The 19672-nt window shown below is 42.3% G+C and carries 16 protein-coding genes and 1 pseudogene; all 17 read left to right on the top strand.

Features of this window, described 5'->3' with window-relative positions:
• The first annotated feature begins 98 nt into the window (after positions 1–98).
• The 17 genes and pseudogenes from AR335_RS04780 (at position 99) to AR335_RS04700 (ending at position 19656) form a co-directional block, all read left to right on the top strand.
• The gene (locus tag AR335_RS04780) at positions 99–1010 is read left to right on the top strand and encodes a Gfo/Idh/MocA family protein (RefSeq protein WP_062232408.1); all 912 of its coding nucleotides are present in this window, start codon (positions 99–101) and stop codon (positions 1008–1010) included.
• Positions 1007–2707, top strand: a complete 1701-nt coding sequence (locus AR335_RS04775; RefSeq protein WP_062232406.1) for a hypothetical protein — start codon at positions 1007–1009, stop codon at positions 2705–2707. The genes AR335_RS04780 and AR335_RS04775 overlap by 4 nt, the downstream gene beginning before the upstream one ends.
• Positions 2700–3974 carry a DegT/DnrJ/EryC1/StrS family aminotransferase gene (locus AR335_RS04770; RefSeq protein ID WP_062232404.1) on the top strand — a complete coding sequence of 425 codons (1275 nt, stop codon included), beginning with the start codon at positions 2700–2702 and terminating at the stop codon, positions 3972–3974. Before AR335_RS04775 ends, AR335_RS04770 begins: the two co-directional genes overlap by 8 nt.
• Complete coding sequence (locus AR335_RS04765) at positions 3967–5199, top strand: DegT/DnrJ/EryC1/StrS family aminotransferase (protein ID WP_062232402.1); 1233 nt, start codon at positions 3967–3969, stop codon at positions 5197–5199. The genes AR335_RS04770 and AR335_RS04765 overlap by 8 nt, the downstream gene beginning before the upstream one ends.
• Before the next feature lie 2 nt (positions 5200–5201).
• Positions 5202–7088, top strand: a complete 1887-nt coding sequence (locus AR335_RS04760) for a beta-N-acetylhexosaminidase (protein ID WP_062232400.1) — start codon at positions 5202–5204, stop codon at positions 7086–7088.
• A gap of 149 nt (positions 7089–7237) precedes the next feature.
• Positions 7238–8533 carry an ABC transporter substrate-binding protein gene (locus tag AR335_RS04755; protein ID WP_062232397.1) on the top strand — a complete coding sequence of 432 codons (1296 nt, stop codon included), beginning with the start codon at positions 7238–7240 and terminating at the stop codon, positions 8531–8533.
• Between the two features lie 72 nt (positions 8534–8605).
• Entirely contained in the window at positions 8606–9541 is a 936-nt protein-coding gene (locus AR335_RS04750) for a carbohydrate ABC transporter permease (protein WP_062232395.1), read from the top strand.
• A complete protein-coding gene (locus AR335_RS04745) occupies positions 9538–10383 on the top strand; it encodes a carbohydrate ABC transporter permease (RefSeq protein ID WP_199805048.1) in 846 nt (281 codons plus the stop codon). Before AR335_RS04750 ends, AR335_RS04745 begins: the two co-directional genes overlap by 4 nt.
• Positions 10384–10399: 16 nt before the next feature.
• The gene (locus AR335_RS04740; RefSeq protein WP_062232393.1) at positions 10400–12505 is read left to right on the top strand and encodes a beta-galactosidase trimerization domain-containing protein; all 2106 of its coding nucleotides are present in this window, start codon (positions 10400–10402) and stop codon (positions 12503–12505) included.
• Between the two features lie 66 nt (positions 12506–12571).
• Complete coding sequence (locus tag AR335_RS04735; RefSeq protein ID WP_062232391.1) at positions 12572–13588, top strand: NAD-dependent epimerase/dehydratase family protein; 1017 nt, start codon at positions 12572–12574, stop codon at positions 13586–13588.
• Entirely contained in the window at positions 13589–14689 is a 1101-nt protein-coding gene (locus tag AR335_RS04730; RefSeq protein WP_062232388.1) for a dihydrodipicolinate synthase family protein, read from the top strand.
• Entirely contained in the window at positions 14676–15527 is an 852-nt protein-coding gene (locus tag AR335_RS04725) for a class II fructose-bisphosphate aldolase (protein WP_062232387.1), read from the top strand. Before AR335_RS04730 ends, AR335_RS04725 begins: the two co-directional genes overlap by 14 nt.
• Entirely contained in the window at positions 15524–16483 is a 960-nt protein-coding gene (locus AR335_RS04720; protein ID WP_062232386.1) for a 1-phosphofructokinase family hexose kinase, read from the top strand. Before AR335_RS04725 ends, AR335_RS04720 begins: the two co-directional genes overlap by 4 nt.
• A complete protein-coding gene (locus tag AR335_RS04715) occupies positions 16483–17517 on the top strand; it encodes an SIS domain-containing protein (RefSeq protein ID WP_062232385.1) in 1035 nt (344 codons plus the stop codon). Before AR335_RS04720 ends, AR335_RS04715 begins: the two co-directional genes overlap by 1 nt.
• 11 nt (positions 17518–17528) lie before the next feature.
• Complete coding sequence (locus AR335_RS04710; RefSeq protein ID WP_062232383.1) at positions 17529–18425, top strand: ROK family protein; 897 nt, start codon at positions 17529–17531, stop codon at positions 18423–18425.
• Positions 18426–18478: 53 nt separating this feature from the next.
• Positions 18479–18799 (top strand): annotated as a pseudogene (locus AR335_RS04705) (mannonate dehydratase); the annotation flags it as partial.
• 20 nt (positions 18800–18819) lie between these two features.
• Positions 18820–19656 (top strand): SDR family oxidoreductase, encoded by an 837-nt coding sequence (locus tag AR335_RS04700; RefSeq protein WP_062232379.1) that lies wholly within the window; start codon positions 18820–18822, stop codon positions 19654–19656.
• The last annotated feature ends 16 nt before the right edge of the window (positions 19657–19672 follow it).

Raw genomic sequence — 19672 nt, 5'->3', positions numbered from 1 at the left:
AAAAAAAGACTTTTTATAGACTTGTCTTTAAATAAACTTTGCCCTTATAATGAGATTGATTATTCAGAAAATTTCAGGAGGAGGTCTACATCATCAAAATGCTGAAAATTGGAATGATTGGTCTTGATACCACTCACTGTCCAGCTTTTACCGATCTTTTAAATAATGAGAAAAATCCTCATTATATCAAGGGGGGTAAGATTGTGGCTGCTTATCCGGGGGGCTCGCCGGATTTTGAACTAAGCATTTCGCGGGTAGGATCGATTACACGGCAGCTGGAAGAAAACTACAATGTGAAAATGACCGGGAGTCCAGAAGAAGTAGCGGAACAAACAGATGCAATTTTATTAACTTCGGTAGACGGAAGAGTCCACCTTGAACAATTTAAAAGAATTGTTCCTTATGGAAAACCAATTTATATTGATAAACCATTAGCCTGTTCGTCAGCTGATGCCCGTCAGATTTTTGAGCTGGCACAGCAGTACCACGTGCCAGTCAGCAGCAGCTCATCCTTGAGATTTTCTGAAGAACTTCAGCAAGCCGCCATGGAAAAAGGCTCGATCATCGGGGCAGATACATACGGTCCCATGAAAATTGAACCTCCGTTGCCCGGCCTTTTTTGGTATGGGATTCATTCGGTAGAGATGCTGTTTACCGTCATGGGAGCCGGGTGCGAACAGGTAAGCTGCACCGTAAATCATGATCACGATGTCATCGTTGGCAAGTGGGCGGATGGAAGAATAGGAACGGTTAGAGGAAATCGTACAGGAAATAATCAATTTGGCGCTTTGGTCCACCGAGGTTCAGGTACAGCATTTGTGGATTGCCAAAAAGGTACAAAGCCGCATTACGCGAGCTTGCTTGAAGAAGTAATGAAAATGTTTTTAACCGGAGCACCTCCGGTTGGCATGGAAGAATCCATGGAATTAATCCGCTTTATCGAAGCGGCGAATGAAAGCCGGCAGACTGGTAAAACTGTTCAGCTCGGGGAAAGGATGGCCCGCCATTGAGGATGGCAAGGGTAGGTGTGTATCTGGATAAAGAACGCGCCATCCATAATTGGGGAAGAGGCGAAAACGTTTTTGAATGTTATTGTAGTTCTTTATTTCAGTATGCGGGAATCCCATTCACACCAATAGAAGAAACAAAACAACTACATCACTTTGACATTGTTGTGCTGGCATTGCCGCCACTAAAGCTTGAGGAGACAGAGGATCTATGGGATTACATCCACTCGGGAGGCTCTGTTATTTCCTTTGGCACATTAGGGGAGTTTGCCCGACGCATGGGCTTGAAAGAGTACCTAATAGATGGTGGTTATGGCGTTTACAATCAGCAATTTTTACGTTTTTTTCACGCATTTCCTTGGACTGCATCACCCTCTCTGTTTCATTGCCAAAAGTCCGGAGAAATCAAATCAGGTTCTAGGGAAGGACGAAGTACTGGCGCCTTGCTTGAGAAATGGGACATAGGAAAAGGCATCCTTCATCGCTGGACGGTGGATATCATTGGAGCCATTGTCGGGATGCAGCAGGGAAGAGAACCTGTAACAAAAGATGGGCCGCCAGCTCCGGATGGCACGGCTAATTTAGATGATGGGCTGTTAAAGGCAGACGATGGGTTTGCAATGGATTGGGAGATGGATCGTTTGCGAACCTCTACTGGCCAGCCATATTTTTCTGTTCCTTATGCTGATTTATGGAAAGAAGCTATGATTTCTCATTTGATGAAAACCGTCCTTGATCAGGGATTGACACTGCCTTTTCTTGATTATTGGCCAGATGGCATAGAGCAGTTAGCCATGGTCTCTCATGATAGTGATGTAAATGACGATGAATCTGCGTATACCACTCTAGCTATTTTAGAAGAATGTGATATTCATAGCACCTGGTGCATGATGGAGCCGGGATACAGCCCTGCTATATATCCTGTTATCCGTCAGAAAGGCCATGAAATTGCACTTCACTACAATGCCAGGAAAGAGGACGGTGGTTCTTGGAGTAACTTGGAAATGGAAAGACAGTTACACTGGCTCCATATAGTGAGTAGTGTAGAGCCAATTATCTCCAATAAGAACCATTACACGATTTTTCAAAACTGGGGAGAACTATTTGAATGGTGTGAAAGTATCGGCATCCAGTCGGATCAAACGAGAGGACCTAGTAAAAAAGGGAATGTTGGCTTTTTGTTTGGCACATGCCACCCCTATTTTCCTATTGCATGGGCAGATAAACAAAACCGTATCTATGATGTATTAGAAATAGGATTTTTAACACAGGATGTGGATTTATCAAGATTAGCAGATACGTCCATCATTAAGCCGTTTTTAACAAAGGCGAAGGAGGTGCGAGGAGTTGCCCACTTTTTATTTCATCAGATCCATCTTCACAGGGAACCAACGGTGAAGGAGGCACTGAAACAAGTGGTGCGTCAGGCAAAAGAGATGGGTTACCATTTTTGGACCGGAGACCAGATCAACGAGTGGGTAAGGCGCCGTACCAGGATGAAGATTCAAGGAATAATGCCAGAAGGAGAAGTGGAATATACGGACGGATGCTTAGGTGCAGTCATTTGCATTCCGGTAAAACAAAAAGAAAACAGTGGTACTTATATCGAACGATTCGGAGTTTACTGCAAAAAGCAGAAAGTGGAAGCAGGAACTGAAGAAATGGTGCTTCCTGGGAAGGAGACGAAGTTCCATGAGTGAAAAACTGGCTGTTCATGGCGGCAGGAAAGTCAAGGATACTCCGTTTGGAACAGGCAAACGGTTTGGAATAGAAGAGGCTAAGGAATTACTGGAGGCTCTTGAACAAAATACGCTCTTTTATCATACAGGAGAAAAAGTAAAAACGTTTCTCAAGACGTTTAATGAAATGTACGGGATTTCCTACAGTGTGGCAGTTTCATCTGGTACTGCAGCTATCCATACAGCACTGGGTGCAGCTGGGATTACTGTAGGCGATGAAGTCATTACGAGCCCCATCACCGATCAAGGGACTTTAATTGGAATTCTTTATCAAAATGCCATCCCTGTTTTTGCTGATCTTAATCCTCACACGTATAATATGGACCCAAAATCCATTGAAGCGTGCATAACACCCAGGACGAAAGCGATTTTAGTCGTTCATTTAGCAGGCAATCCTGCAGATATGAATGAGATCATGGCTCTTGCAAAAAAGTACCGGTTAAAAGTGATTGAAGACTGTGCACAGAGCTATCTTGCTTCGTACAAAGGAAGGCTGGCAGGTACCATTGGTGATTATGGCTGTTTCAGCACAAATGATTTTAAGCATATCAGCACAGGTGATGGCGGTATGGTAACCGTAAATTCTGCTGATGAGCAGGATTATAAATTGACTCATGCTTTTGCTGACAAGAATTATTTAAGACTGGGTGGCATTGTAAATAGAGATCTTTCTTACCTTGCTCCCAACTACAGAATGACGGAACTTCAAGGAGCCGTTGGAATCGCACAGCTGAAAAAGCTTTCTGGGATTTGTTCCATCCGAACAGCATATGGAAACAAGATTACAGCAGGAATTCAAGAGCTAGATGGTATTCATCCACATAAAGTAGATGCTGGCAATGTTTGCACCTATTGGTTCTATATGTTCCGTATTGAACCTTCCAAATTTCATTGCACTAGGGATGAATTTGCGGCTGCCTTGAAAGAAGAAGGAATTCCTGCATCAGCAGGCTATATTCCTGAAGTGGTCTACAAAAGCGGATTATTCCAAAAGCGTTCAGCTTATCAAAACAGTACCTTTCCTTTTGACGTGACTGGTGCTGCCTATGAAGGGGTATTGTGCCCTGAAGCTGAAAACATACTGAAAACCGCCTTACGGCTTCCTGTCAATGAGTTTTATACAAAGACAGATATCGAAGCAATGATTGCGGCCATTCAGAAAGTAGCGCGTTTTTACCTAAAACAAAAAGTTGCCGGTACGTTACAGAAAGGAGGATCACATGGATAAGCTCGCCATACATGGAGGCGTTCCCGTCAGGAACAAACCCTATCCCATCTGGCCCATTAGTGAAGAGGAAGAAAAACGGCTGCTGTACGAAGTGATAGACTCAGGAAAATGGGGAGGTTCAGGTGGAGCAAATCTAGCAGGTTATGAAGCAAAACTTCCTATTTTCGAGAACAAGTTTGCAAGTTTTCAAGATGCTGGTTACGGCGTTAGTGTTGTAAATGGAACCGTTGCTATCACCGTTGCTTTGCAGGCAGCGGGAGTAAAGCCATACGATGAAGTAATCATGCCCCCTTATACTTTTATAGCTACAGCAACGGCCCCGTTAATGTTTGGAGCGATACCTGTGTTCGTGGATGTAGAAGAAGATACTATGCTTCTCGACCCAGAGAAGGTGGAGGAAGCCATCACCCCAAGGACAAAAGCCATTATTGCTGTTCATATCGGAGGGACGGTAGCAGATTTGGACCGGTTAAGCGCTGTCGCGAGGAAACATGGGATTGCATTGATTGAGGATGCAGCCCAGGCGGTAGGATCTCAATGGAAAGGAAAAGGAGTAGGAGCCATTGGCGATATTGGCACGTTCAGTTTTCAATCAAGCAAAAATTTAACAGCTGGTGAAGGAGGAATGATCGTTTCAAACGACCGTACTCTAGCTGACAAGGCATGGTCTTTGTGCAACGTAGGAAGGAGCCGTGACGGTGCTTGGTACCAGCACGACACGATAGGATGGAATCTGCGTCTTACTGAATTTCAGGCAGCAGTATTGCTCGGACAGATGCAGCGGCTTGAAGAACAGGTGGAACGGCGCAATCGCAATGCGATTCTTTTGGATCAGTTGCTCAAAGACATTGACGGGATACAATTGTTTAGAGACGATTTACGGGTGACCCGTAACGGTTATCACCTCTATATGTTTTATCTGGAAGAAGAGTTCGCCAGGTCTTTTCATAAAGCTGAGTTCATGAAACGGCTTTCTGCAGAAGGAATTCCCTGTGCAAGCGGATATACGTCTCTTACGAAATACGACGCCATACAGAATTCAATTGAGGAATGGACAGGAGAAAGAAGGATACAGACTTGTCCCGTTGCTGAACGAATGGGTGACCAGCAGGTTTTGTGGATCACCCAAACCGTGCTGCTGGAAGATGAAGAAGGGATTTATGATGCGGCAAAGGCCGTTAAAAAAGTCGCTCAGTCGCATCTTCCCGTCATGGGAGGAGGATGACAATGAAAGTGTCATTTCTGGGTGAGTTGGAGACATTGCAAGAAGGAATTGAAAAAATTGCTCAACTGCTTGGCATTGAGATATGTGAAGATGGACTTCCCATTCATGTAGTAAAATCTTCAAACTCGCATCTAGACGTTCAGCTGGAAAATGGCCAAGGTTTGATTGGTTACCACGATAAAATACATTTTTTCCGGGCGCTGGGATTATTTGTGGAAGCAACGCGTGAAAAAGAAACGTTCCACATAACAGAACAGCCCTATTTTGATATGAATGGGGCAATGTTTGACTGTTCCCGAAACGCTGTCATGAAAACCGAAACGGCCAAAACTTTTCTTCGTTATATGGCCATTATGGGCTTAAATGTCATGATGCTGTATACAGAAGACACTTATACGATTGATGGTGATCCGTATTTTGGCTATATGCGCGGACGATATAGTAATGAGGAGCTTCAAGAAATCGATGATTACGCCTACTCTTTAGGAATCGAAGTGATTCCCTGCATACAGACGTTAGCCCATTTATCAACGTATTTAAAATGGTCCCACACTTCAGCGATCAGAGACACGGAAGACGTCTTGCTGGTCGGGAATCAAAACACATATGAGTTCATAGAAAAAATGATTGTATCAGCTTCATCTCCTTTTAGAAGTAAGCGAATCCATATTGGAATGGACGAAGCACATGGACTAGGCAGGGGAAACTACCTTGACCAGCAAGGGAAAAAAAACCGTTATTCCTTAATGACTCAACATTTAAAGCTGGTCGAAGATATCCTGAAAAAGTATAAATTGCGTCCCATGATTTGGAGTGATATGTACTTTCGAGTATGGTCTGAAACAGATGCCTATTATGATTTAAATATTGAAATCCCTGAAGAAGAGACAAAACAAGTCTCTAAACAAGTACAAATGGTGTATTGGGATTATTACAATGAGGAAGAAGGCTTTTATGAGCAGTATATTGACAAACATGCTGCTTTCGGAAGTCTCCCGATTTTTGCAGGAGGAATCTGGACCTGGCATGGTCCTACGATTCATTATGAAAAGACGTTTCATACAAGCAATCCTGCCTTGGCTGTATGCAAAAGAAAAGGCGTGAGAGAGGTTTTTGCGACATTGTGGGGTGATAATGGCGCGGAAAGCAATTTCTTTTTTGCCCTTTTAGGTTTGCAGTTATTTGCGGAACATGGGTATAACAGCATTGTTGACGAACACAAGCTGAAAAAGCGGTTTGAATTCTGCACGGGTGGAAATTATGAGGCATTTTTAACGATGGGAAAGTTAGATGTGCATCCTCAAGCTAACATACATGCCCTGATTCCCGACAGTCCCGCAAAGTACCTGCTGTGGCAGGATATTTTACTCGGATTGTTCGATAAAAATATAGATGGCCTCGGATTTTCACAGCATTTTCAAGACATTAAAGACGAACTGCAAAGATATTTGGGGACATCTTCTCCTTGGAAATCTCTTTACTCGTTCATGATGAAGCTGTGTACGGTACTAAGCATTAAGAGTGAATTAGGATTAAAAATAAGTGAATTTTACCATGGAAACAGGAAGGAAGAACTAAAGGAAATAGCTATAAAAGAATTGAACCTTTTAGAAGAAGCCGTTAAGGAGCTTCGTATGATCCATCGAAGACAATGGTTTACAAATAACAAACCATTTGGATGGGAAATCCTTGATATTCGTTATGGCGGACTGCTGGCAAGGATAGAGACAGTACGGGATCGGCTTATGTCTTTTATTGATGGACGAATTGACACACTGGATGAAATGGAGGAGGAAAAGCTATTTTATGATTCATTTTCCCGTTACTCAAAGAAAGGGGTAGGGAAGGAAATTAAATATCAGCGGATTGTTTCTGCCAATCCTTTGTAAATGTTGAAAAATCATATATTTAAAGACAGTTAAAAGACTTGTCTATAAATAAAGTGGTCATTATAATGAAGTCAAGTTTATGAAAACCTTTACAAAAATGCTTTCATAAACCTGGTTAAATCAAATTTGATGGTTGGGGAGGGGCTTACGTGAAAAGGAAAAAACTGGCGTTTCTATTTTTGGTCTTTCTACTTGCATTTATTCCCTTGTTAGCTTGTTCAAACGAGGAAAAAGCATCAAGTGACAGCAAAAACGGAGAAAAGGTGGAACTTGAATTTTGGACGATTAATTTAAAGAAGAATTTTAATGATTATATTCAGGGTATGATCAATGATTACGAGAAGGCCAATCCGAATATCAAGATTAAATGGGTAGATGTTCCGGGTGCCGATGCATCCAAAAAGTTTTTGACATCCTTACAAAGCAGGAAAGTGCCGGATGTGGTCAATCTGGCCAGCAGTGATATCTCCATGATTCAGCAGTACAATGTTCTGTCCCCGCTTAATAAACTTATCTCCAAAGATGAATTGAATGCGTATATTCCTGGATTGATTGACAGCTTAACATTCCAGGATGAACTTCAAGGGCTTCCGTGGTACTATGGCGGACCTCCAATTGGCACCATTAATACAGAAGTGTATAAAATGGCAGGATTAGATCCCAACAATCCACCAAAAACATGGGAAGAAAGCTTGGAAAACGGAAAAATGATTCATAAGAAACTCCCAAAAGTATTTGGTTCCAATGACTTGCCAGGTATTGAAGTTTTTGTGAGCCAAGGGCTTCCCATCCTTAATGATGATCATACAAAAGCGGTATTTAATTCAGACGAACACGTGAAATTTGTACAAATGTTTGTAGACGGCTACAAGAATGGAGCAATTGCTCCCGGGGCGGTAACGAAGGATGACCGTCAGCTTCAGCAAACCTATGAAAATAAGCAGCAGGCACAGGCTGGGCAGTCCGTAGCAGCCACCTTACTCAATCTGGAAAAAAATGCTCCTAATGAAATTAAGAAGATTAAAGTGACAAAACCTGTAACCGGAGGAGATGGAACCGTAGCTGTTAAAGCCATTCAAACCTTTGTCGTACCAAAGAAATCAGAGCATCCAAAAGAAGCCGCTAAGTTTGCTCTTTTTGTTACTAACGCAAAGAATCAATTGGATTTTGCCAAACTTGTTCCTATATTCCCATCGACTACTGAAACATTGGAAGACCCGTTTTTTAAAGAATCAAAGGGGAAGACCATTCATGATGAAGCAAGGAAAATTATGGTGGAAACAGCTCCGCATTTAAAGGTTAATATTTTAGGGATCAAAGATGAGGAAAAGTTAAGAGACTATTTTACTGAACAAATCCGTGCTGCCTTGATGGGTGAACAATCGGCAAAAGAAGCACTGGATAAATCGGTAGACTATTGGAATCAAGCACTAAAGAACCAATAACGTTTAGTACTTAAAAAGAGCAGCGGAGGGTTTCCCGTCCGCTGCTACTGTTTGATTGAAAGGAGTGGTAAAATGGCCGTCCACCAAGTAGAAACAAATATCCACCAAACGGTCAAAGCTTCCGTTAAACAAAAGAAAAAGAAAAAATTCAACTATGTTCCTTATGTATTCCTGCTGCCGGCAATTGTGCTCCTCCTCGTTTTTGAATATGTTCCGACTCTGAACGCTTTCTATTATTCTTTTACCGAATATCATATTTTATCTCCTGCTGAATGGACGGGGCTTAAAAACTACCAAATGATGATGGAGGACGAAAAATTTTGGATTGCACTGGGCAACTCCATGAAATACTTTGTTATAACCGTCCCTATGCTGGTCATCCTCCCTTTATTTTTGGCCATACTTGTAAACCGTTCGATTAAAGGAATCACTCTCTTCCGTGTTATTTATTATCTCCCTGTTGTAACAGCGATGGTGGCTGTAGCCATCGTGTGGAAATATTTATATCATCCAACCGGTTTAATTAATGCAGCCCTTCATGGAATAGGATGGGATCATGCAGACATAAATTGGCTGTTGAATAAAAATACAGCACTTCCGGCGGTTTCTATGCTGGAAGCTTGGAAGGCGGCGGGCTTTTATATGCTGATTTATTTAGCTGGCTTGCAGACGGTTTCCAAGGAGTTGATCGAAGCGGCAAAAATTGACGGGGCTTCAAAAATCCGAATTCTTTGGCATGTATACTTGCCCCAGCTGCGGCCTGTTTTTGCTGTCACAGTTGTTATGGCCACACTCGGAACGGTTCAAATGTTTACGAGCATCTACGTAATGACAGGTGGAGGCCCGCTGGACAGTACAATGTCTCTACCGCTTTATATCTATCAAAAAGCGTTTGTTGAATTTGATATGGGCTACGCTACTGCTATGGGAATGGTATTGTGGCTGATCCTTATGGTCCTGACCATCATCAATTACAAGCTTTCAAGAGGGGGTCAATCCATACAATGATGAATAGACAAAAAACAAATTGGAAGAAAGTTAGTAAACTTGCTCTCTTGTATTTGCTGTTAATTGGGGTAGCCTGCATCTTCATAGGACCATTTTTATGGCTTTTATCTACTGCATTCAAGTCGAACAGCCAGGATGTTTTCAGTTTTCCGCCAAGTTTTATTCCAAAACCCGCTGTTTTTGACCATTTTATTGAAGCGTGGACGGCTATTCCTTTTCCGCGTTATCTGTTAAATTCATTTCTATTAATCATCATCATGGTTCCTGCCCACATTTTTTTAACGGCGTTAACAGCCTATCCTTTGGCCCGAATGAATTTTCCGGGAAGAAATTTTATCTTTTATGCCATTATTGCAACGATGTTTCTCCCTGAAGAAGGGAAATTGGTACCCTTGTATATCATTGTGGAAAAGCTGGGATTGGTAGATTCATGGTGGGGACTTATTTTACCAGGTCTAGTAGGAGGTTTTTCTATCTTTTTAATGAGGCAGGCCTATTTGGCCATTCCCAAAGAAATTGAGGAAGCAGCGATTATTGATGGCTGTGGTCCTTTTCGTGTGTGGTGGAGTATCATACTGCCATTAACAAGGCCAACGCTTGCCGCTTTAAGTGTTTTTGCATTTATTTCTGTTTGGAATTCATTCATGTGGCCGCTCATCATATTAAAAGATGACAGTTTGTTCCCGATTTCTTTAGGGCTTGCTTACTTATCCGGAACGTTTGGTACGGATGTAAAAACAATGGCTGCTGGAGTTGTTATTTCCCTTGTTCCCGTTATTATTTTTTACATTGCCATGCAGCGTCATTTTGTAAGCGGGCTGCAAGGATCGATTAAAGGCTAAGGAGCATTGGTAACCTATGAAAACATTAACATGGAAACAAAAGCCGCTGAGGATTGTGGATTTTATTCCACCCGGGCCTGAAGTTTATGAAAGGCTTGACCTTCAAGAGCAGTTTCTCATTCGAAAAAGCCTGGGCTTTAATTGTGAACACGTAGAAGTACATGATATTGCCGAAGGAGAGTCCGGAATAACGTTCTATCCATCTGATTGCGCTGTAGAAGTAAGAAAAAATATTTTAGAACAAATAGAGGCCGAGTATGACAAGCTGGAAATTAACCCTATTGTATACTTCAATGTTCATTGGCTTTCATCCTCGCTTGCTGTGCAGCATCCTGACTATCAGCAGGTTTATTCGGATGGCCAGCCCATACCAAGTGCTTACGGATCTGGGGCATATTCTTGCATAAATTCCCCTTTTCGCGAGTACGCCTTTCAAGTCATAAGAAATCTGGCAGCTTATAAAATAAAAGGGATTTTCCTGGATGGTCCCTTTTTTCGTATTGAAGGATGCTATTGTAGAAGCTGTAAACATGATTTCCAAAAGGCTTTTCATTATGAACTTCCTGTGTGGGAAAAAGCAACGCCTCAAGAAAGAAAGGATTTATTTCGTTTTAAAAGGGAGTCCATTGCCCTTTTTATGAAGACAGCAAGCCGGCTATTAAAAAGCAAAAAACCGGATGCCATGATTTACATGAACAGTCCTCAACTGGTCCCAACCATTTATTGCAGCCGGGATAACCGGCTTACCGTTGAACATCAAGATATGCTCTTAGCCGAAGGAGGATTTTTAAGTGATGATCTGAGACAGGTCCCGATCTGGAAACCTGCCGCCACAGCTCAACTGCTTGAAACCCAGTCTGCTGGCAAACCTTATTGTGTAGCGATTGCAGGCCGGCTTGCCCCCTGGTCCCGTTATTTATTATCGGCAGCTGAAACATGGCTGACACATGCAATGGCTGTATCTCACGGTGCCAACACTTGGTATGGAGTTTACAATGACAATAATCTTGACCAAAGAATGCAAACGGTGAGGGAAATCAATACCTTTCTTGAAGAGAATGAAGGGTGTTATACCGATACAAAATCAATGGCATCTGTTGCTTTAATGTGGTCTTATGATACCGCCAATTTTTATCAATCTTCCGCAGAAGAAACCGATTTTACAGCTGGCCAGGACAAATTGAAAGATCCTGACAAGAGCGATGCCCGAGGATCCTTTATGGGGTGGTATGATGTTTTATCAAGAAGCAGGATACCGTTTGATATTGTAGACAATGCATCAATAACAGATGGTTCATTTGCAAAGTATGAACTTTTAATTTTGCCCAATGTGAGTGTCATGAACGAGGAAGAGGCCAACCGTATCAAAGCTTATGTTAATAGAGGAGGGAAGATCATAGGATCATTTGATACTTCTCTTTATCAGGAAGATGGGCAGAAAAGGAATCAGCCTTTGTTAGCGGAAGTGTTTGGCATAACGTTACGTGCTATTCGCCACTGCCAATACGATCATATTGAATGTGATTCACGTCATGATTTGCTTACATCCATTGACCAGCAGTTAATTCCAGCTGCACGGTTAGGAACTGAAGTTGCTAGCAATCATGGTGCAGAAAGCGTGATGTTCTACCGGGAAAAACAGATCTCGAGATATTGTGAGCTTCCCCGAAAGACATCGCACCCCTATATCGTTAAAAATGGCTATGGATTGGGAGAAAGTATTTACTTTGCCGGAAATGTAGGCAAATTTTATGAAGCGTTTGCTCTTCCGGAATACAGGAAGCTAATGGAGAATGCGGTGAAGTCACTTGTGGAAATTCCAATCTACGTCGGTACTGTACAAAATACAGAATCCATTCATGTATCCTTGAGAAATCAAGGGGAGAACCGCATTCTTATTCATGTAATCAATTACACTGCTTCGATGACGAGACCGATTACTGAAGTACTGCCTTTATCAGATTTGACGATAAACATCCGATTACCAAAAGAGATTGATTCTATTACATTTTTACGAAGCAAAAAAAGCCCAGACTTTGTCCAGCACGGAGGATGGGCAACGATCCAACTGCCCACAATTAAAGAATATGAAGTCGTTGACATTTGTTTATTGTCAACGTAAGGAACGGGTTATAAAAATTAGAGACACTAAAAAGACTTGTCTTAAAAAGGAGAGTTGATAGAGACTATGAATACAATAGCGGAATTAGAAAACAAGCTTTCGGAACCATCACCAAGATTAATTGAAGATATAAGAAGCATTTCCGGTAACATTATCATTCTTGGGGCAGGCGGGAAAATGGGGCCAACTTTGGCAAAGATGGCAAGAAGGGCTGCAGATAAAGCGGGGCTCTCAAAAAGAATCATTGCTGTATCCCGCTTCAGCAACCACCCAGCCCGAATAGAATTAGAGCAAGAAGGAGTAGAAACTATCGCTGCGGATTTATTGGATCCTCATCAGCTGAATCAACTCCCAGAAGCTGAAAATGTTATCCATATGGCTGGATTTAAATTTGGAACGGTCGGCAATGAGGCCTATACATGGGCTATGAATACTTACTTGCCAGCATGTGTGGCCCAAAAATTTAAAGGAGCAAATATTGTCAATTTCTCGTCTGGAAATGTATATCCCTTGACACCTGTATCAAAAGGTGGAGCCACAGAAACCCATCCAACTGGCCCAATAGGGGAATACGCTCAATCCTGCTTGGGGAGAGAACGTATTTTTGAATATTTTGCTCACCTGCATCAAATCAAAATCGTCCATTTCCGATTAAATTATGCCATTGATTTACGGTATGGTGTGCTGCTGGATGTGGCAAGGCAAGTAAAAGAAAGAAAACCCATTGATTTAAATATGGGGCATGTAAATGTCATATGGCAGGGAGACGCCAACGAAATGGCCATCCGAAGTTTAAGATTGGCAGACTCTTCGCCATTGATTATAAATGTAACAGGTCCAGAAACCATCTCTATCCGCGGGCTTGCCAGACAGTTTGGAAATCTGCTGCAAAAGGAACCCGTTTTTCTAAATGAAGAAAAAGAAACAGCGTTATTAAGCAATGCATCAAAAGCTCATCAATTATTGGGTTATCCCAATGTGCCGCTTCAGCAGATGATTGAATGGGTTGCCCGGTGGGTCGAAAAAGACGGAATAATGATTAACAAGCCGACTCATTTTCAGCAACGGGAAGGAGCTTTTTAAATGAATGCACAGCTTTGCCCAGAAAAGCATAAAGCTCTTTTATCGGGTATGGTAATACCCGCCCACCCTTTAGCCCTTACTTCTTCACGGCAACTGGATAGAGAACGCCAAAAAAGTTTAACAAGGTATTACATTGCATCAGGTGCCGGTGGTCTTGCAGTAGGAGTGCATACCACCCAGTTTGAAATTCGCGATCAGCCAAAAATGTTTGAAGAGGTCTTGAGATTAGCGATAGAGGAAGCAGCTGGCGCAAGCCTTAACAGGCCGTTTGTTATGGTTGCAGGAATTTGCGGACCAACAGATCAAGCGTTAAAAGAGGCAAGGCTGGCAAGAGAGCTTGGCTACGATTTAGGTTTGGTCAGCATGGGTGGGCTGTCTGAATGGACAGAACAACAGCTTTTTGAACGAATGGAAGCCATCTCTTCCATTATTCCGGTCTTTGGTTTTTATTTGCAGCCTTCTGTTGGCGGGAGAATCCTAAGTTATGAGTTCTGGAAAAGAATAGCGAACCTATCAAATGTGATGGCAATCAAGATTGCTCCGTTCAATCGTTATCAAACAATAGACGTTGTAAGAGCAGTCTGTGAATCAGGAAGAACAGAGGAAATAGCACTTTACACGGGGAATGACGACAATATTGTAGCTGATTTACTCACACCTTACCGTTTTGTTATCGATGGCCGATTGGTTGAGAAAAGAATTGTCGGAGGACTGCTTGGCCATTGGGCAGTCTGGACCAAGAAAGCAGTGGAACTATTGGAGGACATAAAAAAAAGGCTGCAGAATGCTCCGAACGCAGTAAGTTATGATGACTTATTGCAACGGAATATAGAAATAACGGATGCTAATGCTGTAATTTTTGATGCTGCCCATCAGTTTTCTGGATGTATTCCTGGCATCCATGAAATACTTCGAAGGCAAGGAATGCTGGAAGGAAGATGGTGTTTAAATCAAAAGGAAGATCTATCACCGGGACAAATGGAGGAAATTAATCGGCTCTATCATCAATATCCCCACTTAAATGACGATGATTTTGTGAAAAAGAACCGCTTTAAAAGGAAAATCAATGATGTAAAGGAGGATACCAATGCCGTTAGTTAGCTCAAAGGAAATGGTGAATGATGCCTATCGAAACCATTATGCGATCGGAGCATTTCCCGCTCATAACTTGGAAATGATTCGAGCCATTACTGAAGCTGCTGATGATTTGAACGTACCGATAATTTTACAATCCACACCTGCAACCATTTATTATATGGGAATGGATCATATGGTAAGCATGGTTAAAACCGCAGCTGACGGTGTCAGTGTTCCAGTATCCCTCCACCTGGATCATGGAGAAAGCATAAGAACCGTACATCAATGTGTGCGTGGAGGCTATAATTCCATAATGATTGATGGTTCTCTCCTCCCATTTGAAGAGAACATCGATTTGGTTAAACAAGTAGTTAGTGTTTGCCACGATGTAGATGTACCAGTAGAAGCAGAATTGGGAGCTATCGGAAAGGCAGACGATGAATCACAAGACATGGAATATTATACAGACCCTTCCATGGCAGAGGAGTTTGTGTATAGAACGAAGATTGACTTTTTAGCTGCAGCATTTGGTACAGCTCATGGTCAGTATAAAAAGGCGCCAAGGCTCGATTTTGACCGTGTAAAAAAAATCTCGGAACAAACCGGAGTTCCTATCGTTATGCATGGAGCGTCCGGAGTTCCGGATGAAGACCTAAAACGGGCGATAGGCTGTGGCGTAAGTAAAGTGAATTTCTCAACAGAGTTAAAGCAGGCTTTTTTTAAAGAGCTGTCCCATTTTTTACATGAAAATCCTCTTCAGAATGATCCGCGTAAGGTTTTCGTGACATCAAGAGAAGCTGTAAAATCCATCGTGAAAGAAAAACTATTGCTGCTGAAGCCCATTCCAAAAGCCGTACAATGACAAATCAGAAATTTGTTACGACAGTTACCCTAAATGCTGCTATTGATATTACTTATAAACTTTCCAGCCTCAGAACCGGCCACATACACCGGGTAGGAACATGTCACAAAGAACCGGGAGGCAAGGGTATCAATGTGGCAAAAGTATTAAAAGCTTTCCATATTCCTGTCATTGCCACTGGGTTTGCTGGGGGCTTTAACGGAAAGAGCATATGTAACATGCTGGATCTCTCTGCAGTGAAACATGATTTTGAACCTGCAGCAGGTGAATCCCGACTGTGTATGACGATACTGGAGGAAGAGGCAGGGAGCCAAACAGAACTATTGGAGAAAGGACCTGTCATTTCAGAGGAAGAATATGGCGGGTTTCGCCGCCGCCTGCAGAAGCTTGCAAAGATAAGTGAATTTGTTGTTTTTTCGGGCAGTCTTCCTTCTGGTTTGCCTTCATACACCTACAAGGATTTGGTAGGTATAGTTCAACTTTTAGGCGTAAAGGCGGTCGTGGATACAAGCGGTGAGTCCTTAAAGGAAGCAATTAAAGCTAAGCCATTTATGATCAAGCCGAATTTTCAGGAGCTTATAGAGATGACAAACCGAACAACTTGGTCAGAGGATGATATTTATGATTGGATCATACACTGCCAAAATCTAGGTATCTCTTATCCTTTTGTATCGATGGGGGAAAACGGATTGTTTGCCGTCATCCATGGTGAGAGATGGAAAGTGGTGCCTCCTAAATTACAAGCAGTAAATACGGTTGGCTGCGGAGATACACTCATTGCCGCTCTCATTGCAAAAATGATAGAAGGTAAAAAAACAGCCGAAGTATTGCGAGCTGCAGCAGCTGCAGCAGCTGCTAATGCCATGGAAGAAAGAGCTGGAGTTATATCGCTGGAAAAATGGAACGAATTGAAAAAAAGTGTAGCCATCTTACGTAATGGAAAGGAGTACTATTAATGAGTAGCTCATATACGTTTCAAGAAATCCATTCACAGGCAGCAACATTGGAAACAACCCAAAAACTTATGTTGGATCTTTCAATAAAGAAACCTGAAAATAAATGTGTTCACTTGTTTATTGGATGCGGAACCTCTTATTATCTTGCCATTTCTGCTTCTCGTTTTTTTCAAGAAACAACAGGAATGGCTGCTCAAGCGGTTCCAGCTTCGGAAGTTTTTTTACATCCTCAACAGACATTTGCACAAGATTGCCATTATAAACTAATCGCTATTTCCCGGTCTGGAACAACATCTGAAGTTCTGCACGCATTAAAATCGGTAAAAGGAAATAAGAAAATTGCAACCCTTGCTGTGACTTGCCATGCCGATTCCGAAATTACTCAATTAAGTGGAGAATCTATCATATTGAATCACGTACAAGAAAAAAGTGTTGTCATGACTCAATCGTTCACGAACATGCTGTACGCACTACAGCTATATTCTGCCAGACTGGCTCAGCTTGAGCTGCATGATTTACTGCTTGTTCCCCAAATAGTAAAAGAGACGTTGAAGGATACAGAAATGATGCGTGAGATTGCTGAGACTGAGCAGAATCAACGGTTTATTTTTCTTGGAACGGGAAGCTCTTTTGGATTAGCGGAAGAAGGCTGCCTCAAATTAAAAGAGATGACACAAACCGAATGTGAGGCTTATTCTGCCCTTGAATTTAGGCATGGCCCCATCTCAATGGTAGATGAAAAGACCGTTGTATTATTGTTATCAACAGGTGAGCTGCCAAGAAAAATAGAAGAATCGCTGCTTCTCGATGTTCAGTCATTCGGCGGGCGGACAGTCCTGATTGGAAACCAGCATGAACGATTAGGAGCAGACCTTGTTATTACCGTTCCATGCAGTTCCAAGTGTAAAGCAGCTTTACTGTGTCTAATGCCTTATTTACAAATACTAGCCTATTATCGGGCAACTGCGCTAGGATTAAACCCCGACCATCCTAGAAATCTTAATCAGGTGGTTAAGATTAGCTTTTCTTCATAGGAGGTCAACCGATGTATTCTATTGGTGTAGATATCGGCGGTACCAAAATTGCGGCTTGTCTGGTCGATGAACAAGGAAGTTGCCAGGAAGTAAAAACCATTCAAAGCAAGCCTCATCACCCTGAAGAAATGTTCGATCAAGTTGTGAATTGCATTAAAAGAGTGGTGTCAGATGCTTGTGTTTCATGGAAAGATATTCATGGTATTGGTGCAGGTGTTCCTGGAAAAGTGGATGTGGAAAAAGGAATGGCTGTCTATCAAAACAATCTTTCCTGGTCGTCCTTTCCCATTGCAGAAAGGTTAAGAAATACATTTCAAACGGAAGTCTGGATTGATAATGATGTCGTTATGGCTGCATATGGCGAGTGGCTGCATGCTAACAGTAAATCAAACGAAATTTTTGTGTATATCACATGGAGTACCGGTATTGCTTGCTGCACCTTGTATAAGGGATCAGTCCTCAATGGACGTGGTTTTGCCGGAGAACTTGGATTATCTTTTGTTACATCAAGCAATCAGAGAATCGAGGAGCTTGCAAGTGGCCCAGCTATTTCCAGAAGAGGAAGGGTTCAAACCGGTCAGCATTTTTCCACAAAGGAATGGGTCAAGAACTATTATAAAGGTGATTCGTGTTCCATTGTATTGATGGATGATGTGATCAAAACGTTTAGTAAGGGAATTTACACCATTATTAATTTGTTAGATCCTCATAAAATAATCATCGGAGGTAGTGTAATAACCCAAAACCCCTTTTTGTTACGATCAATCAAGGATTCTTTAAAGGACTTAGTCTTGCCGGAACAGCAAGGAACAGTAGACAGATTGTTCATTAGCCATCTTGACGGAAAGGCAGCACTTATTGGAGCGGCTTTAAAAAGAAATCCTGACTTTAGGTCCCAAAAGAAGTAGAGTGTACTCTCTTAATCTATTTACTTAACCACTGAACGATACGGAGGTGTAAGATGAATATCACATTTCGATGGTACGGCCGCGGGAACGATACGGTCACACTGGATTATGTTAAACAAATTCCAGGAGTGAAGGGAATCGTTTGGGCGCTGCACCAAAAGCCTGTCGGGGAAGTATGGGATAAGGAAGAAATAAAGGCTGAAGTGGAGTACATTCAATCAAAGGGATTTCATGCAGAGGTTGTAGAAAGTGTGAATATCCATGAAGCGATCAAACTCGGCAATGAAGAACGCAATCGTTATATTGAAAATTATAAGCAAACGATCCGCAACCTTTCTGAATTTGGAGTAAAGGTCATCTGCTACAACTTCATGCGTAAAAAAGGAGTTAGCGTATGATTTCCGTGCATGAAACCTTAAACCATAAAACAGCGGTCATCACCGGCGGCAGCGGGGTCCTTTGTTCCGAGATGGCCCGTGAGCTCGCCCGGCACGGCATGAAAGTGGCAGTTCTGAACCGTACCGCTGAAAAAGGGCAAAAGGTTGCCGACGAGATCCGGCAGTCTGGCGGCACCGCTCTTTCTGTCTCCGCTGACGTTTTGAACCGGGAATCATTAGAAAAGGCGAAAGAGGAGATTTTAGAATCGTTTGGTTCCATCGATCTACTGATCAATGGGGCTGGAGGCAACCATCCTGGTGCGATCACTGACTTTGAGACATACGACGAAGAAGCTTCAGGAAAATCATTTTTTGATATGGATGAGAACGGATTTTCCAACGTGTTCTCAACTAACTTTACCGGCACTTTTCTTGCATCTCAAGTATTCGGCAAGGCATTGCTGCAGGCAGAATCACCGGCTGTTATCAATATTTCATCCATGAGTGCTTACTCACCCATGACAAAAGTGCCTGCTTATAGTGCGGCAAAAGCATCGATCAATAATTTTACGATGTGGATGGCCGTCCATTTTGCGGAAACAGGCCTGCGTGTGAATGCGATTGCACCGGGGTTCTTTTTAACGACACAAAATCGCGGACTGCTTTTGAAGGAAAATGGAAGCTATACAGACCGGTCAAGTAAAATTATAGGAAGCACTCCGATGAAGAGGTTTGGGAAACCAAAGGACTTACTAGGAACGATGCTTTGGTTAGCGGATGAATCATACTCCGGATTTGTGACGGGTATTACTGTTCCAGTAGATGGTGGATTTATGGCTTTTTCAGGTGTGTAAAAAATAATTTTATTAA

The sequence above is a fragment of the Fictibacillus sp. FJAT-27399 genome (assembly GCF_001510655.1).
GTDB classification, from domain to species: Bacteria; Bacillota; Bacilli; order Bacillales; family Fictibacillaceae; genus Fictibacillus_C; species Fictibacillus_C marinisediminis.
Note: the sequence above shows the minus strand (reverse complement) of the source record. Positions and strands in the feature narration are given on the sequence as shown.

Excerpts from the sequence above, each read along its gene's own strand:
- AR335_RS04780 (WP_062232408.1), top strand. The coding sequence starts at position 99 with ATGCTGAAAATTGGAATGATTGGTCTTGATACCACTCACTGTCCAGCT.
- AR335_RS04770 (WP_062232404.1), top strand. The coding sequence starts at position 2,700 with ATGAGTGAAAAACTGGCTGTTCATGGCGGCAGGAAAGTCAAGGATACT.
- AR335_RS04765 (WP_062232402.1), top strand. The coding sequence starts at position 3,967 with ATGGATAAGCTCGCCATACATGGAGGCGTTCCCGTCAGGAACAAACCC.
- AR335_RS04760 (WP_062232400.1), top strand. The coding sequence starts at position 5,202 with ATGAAAGTGTCATTTCTGGGTGAGTTGGAGACATTGCAAGAAGGAATT.
- AR335_RS04750 (WP_062232395.1), top strand. The coding sequence starts at position 8,606 with ATGGCCGTCCACCAAGTAGAAACAAATATCCACCAAACGGTCAAAGCT.
- AR335_RS04745 (WP_199805048.1), top strand. The coding sequence starts at position 9,538 with ATGATGAATAGACAAAAAACAAATTGGAAGAAAGTTAGTAAACTTGCT.
- AR335_RS04740 (WP_062232393.1), top strand. The coding sequence starts at position 10,400 with ATGAAAACATTAACATGGAAACAAAAGCCGCTGAGGATTGTGGATTTT.
- AR335_RS04735 (WP_062232391.1), top strand. The coding sequence starts at position 12,572 with ATGAATACAATAGCGGAATTAGAAAACAAGCTTTCGGAACCATCACCA.
- AR335_RS04730 (WP_062232388.1), top strand. The coding sequence starts at position 13,589 with ATGAATGCACAGCTTTGCCCAGAAAAGCATAAAGCTCTTTTATCGGGT.
- AR335_RS04725 (WP_062232387.1), top strand. The coding sequence starts at position 14,676 with ATGCCGTTAGTTAGCTCAAAGGAAATGGTGAATGATGCCTATCGAAAC.
- AR335_RS04720 (WP_062232386.1), top strand. The coding sequence starts at position 15,524 with ATGACAAATCAGAAATTTGTTACGACAGTTACCCTAAATGCTGCTATT.
- AR335_RS04715 (WP_062232385.1), top strand. The coding sequence starts at position 16,483 with ATGAGTAGCTCATATACGTTTCAAGAAATCCATTCACAGGCAGCAACA.
- AR335_RS04710 (WP_062232383.1), top strand. The coding sequence starts at position 17,529 with ATGTATTCTATTGGTGTAGATATCGGCGGTACCAAAATTGCGGCTTGT.
- AR335_RS04700 (WP_062232379.1), top strand. The coding sequence starts at position 18,820 with ATGATTTCCGTGCATGAAACCTTAAACCATAAAACAGCGGTCATCACC.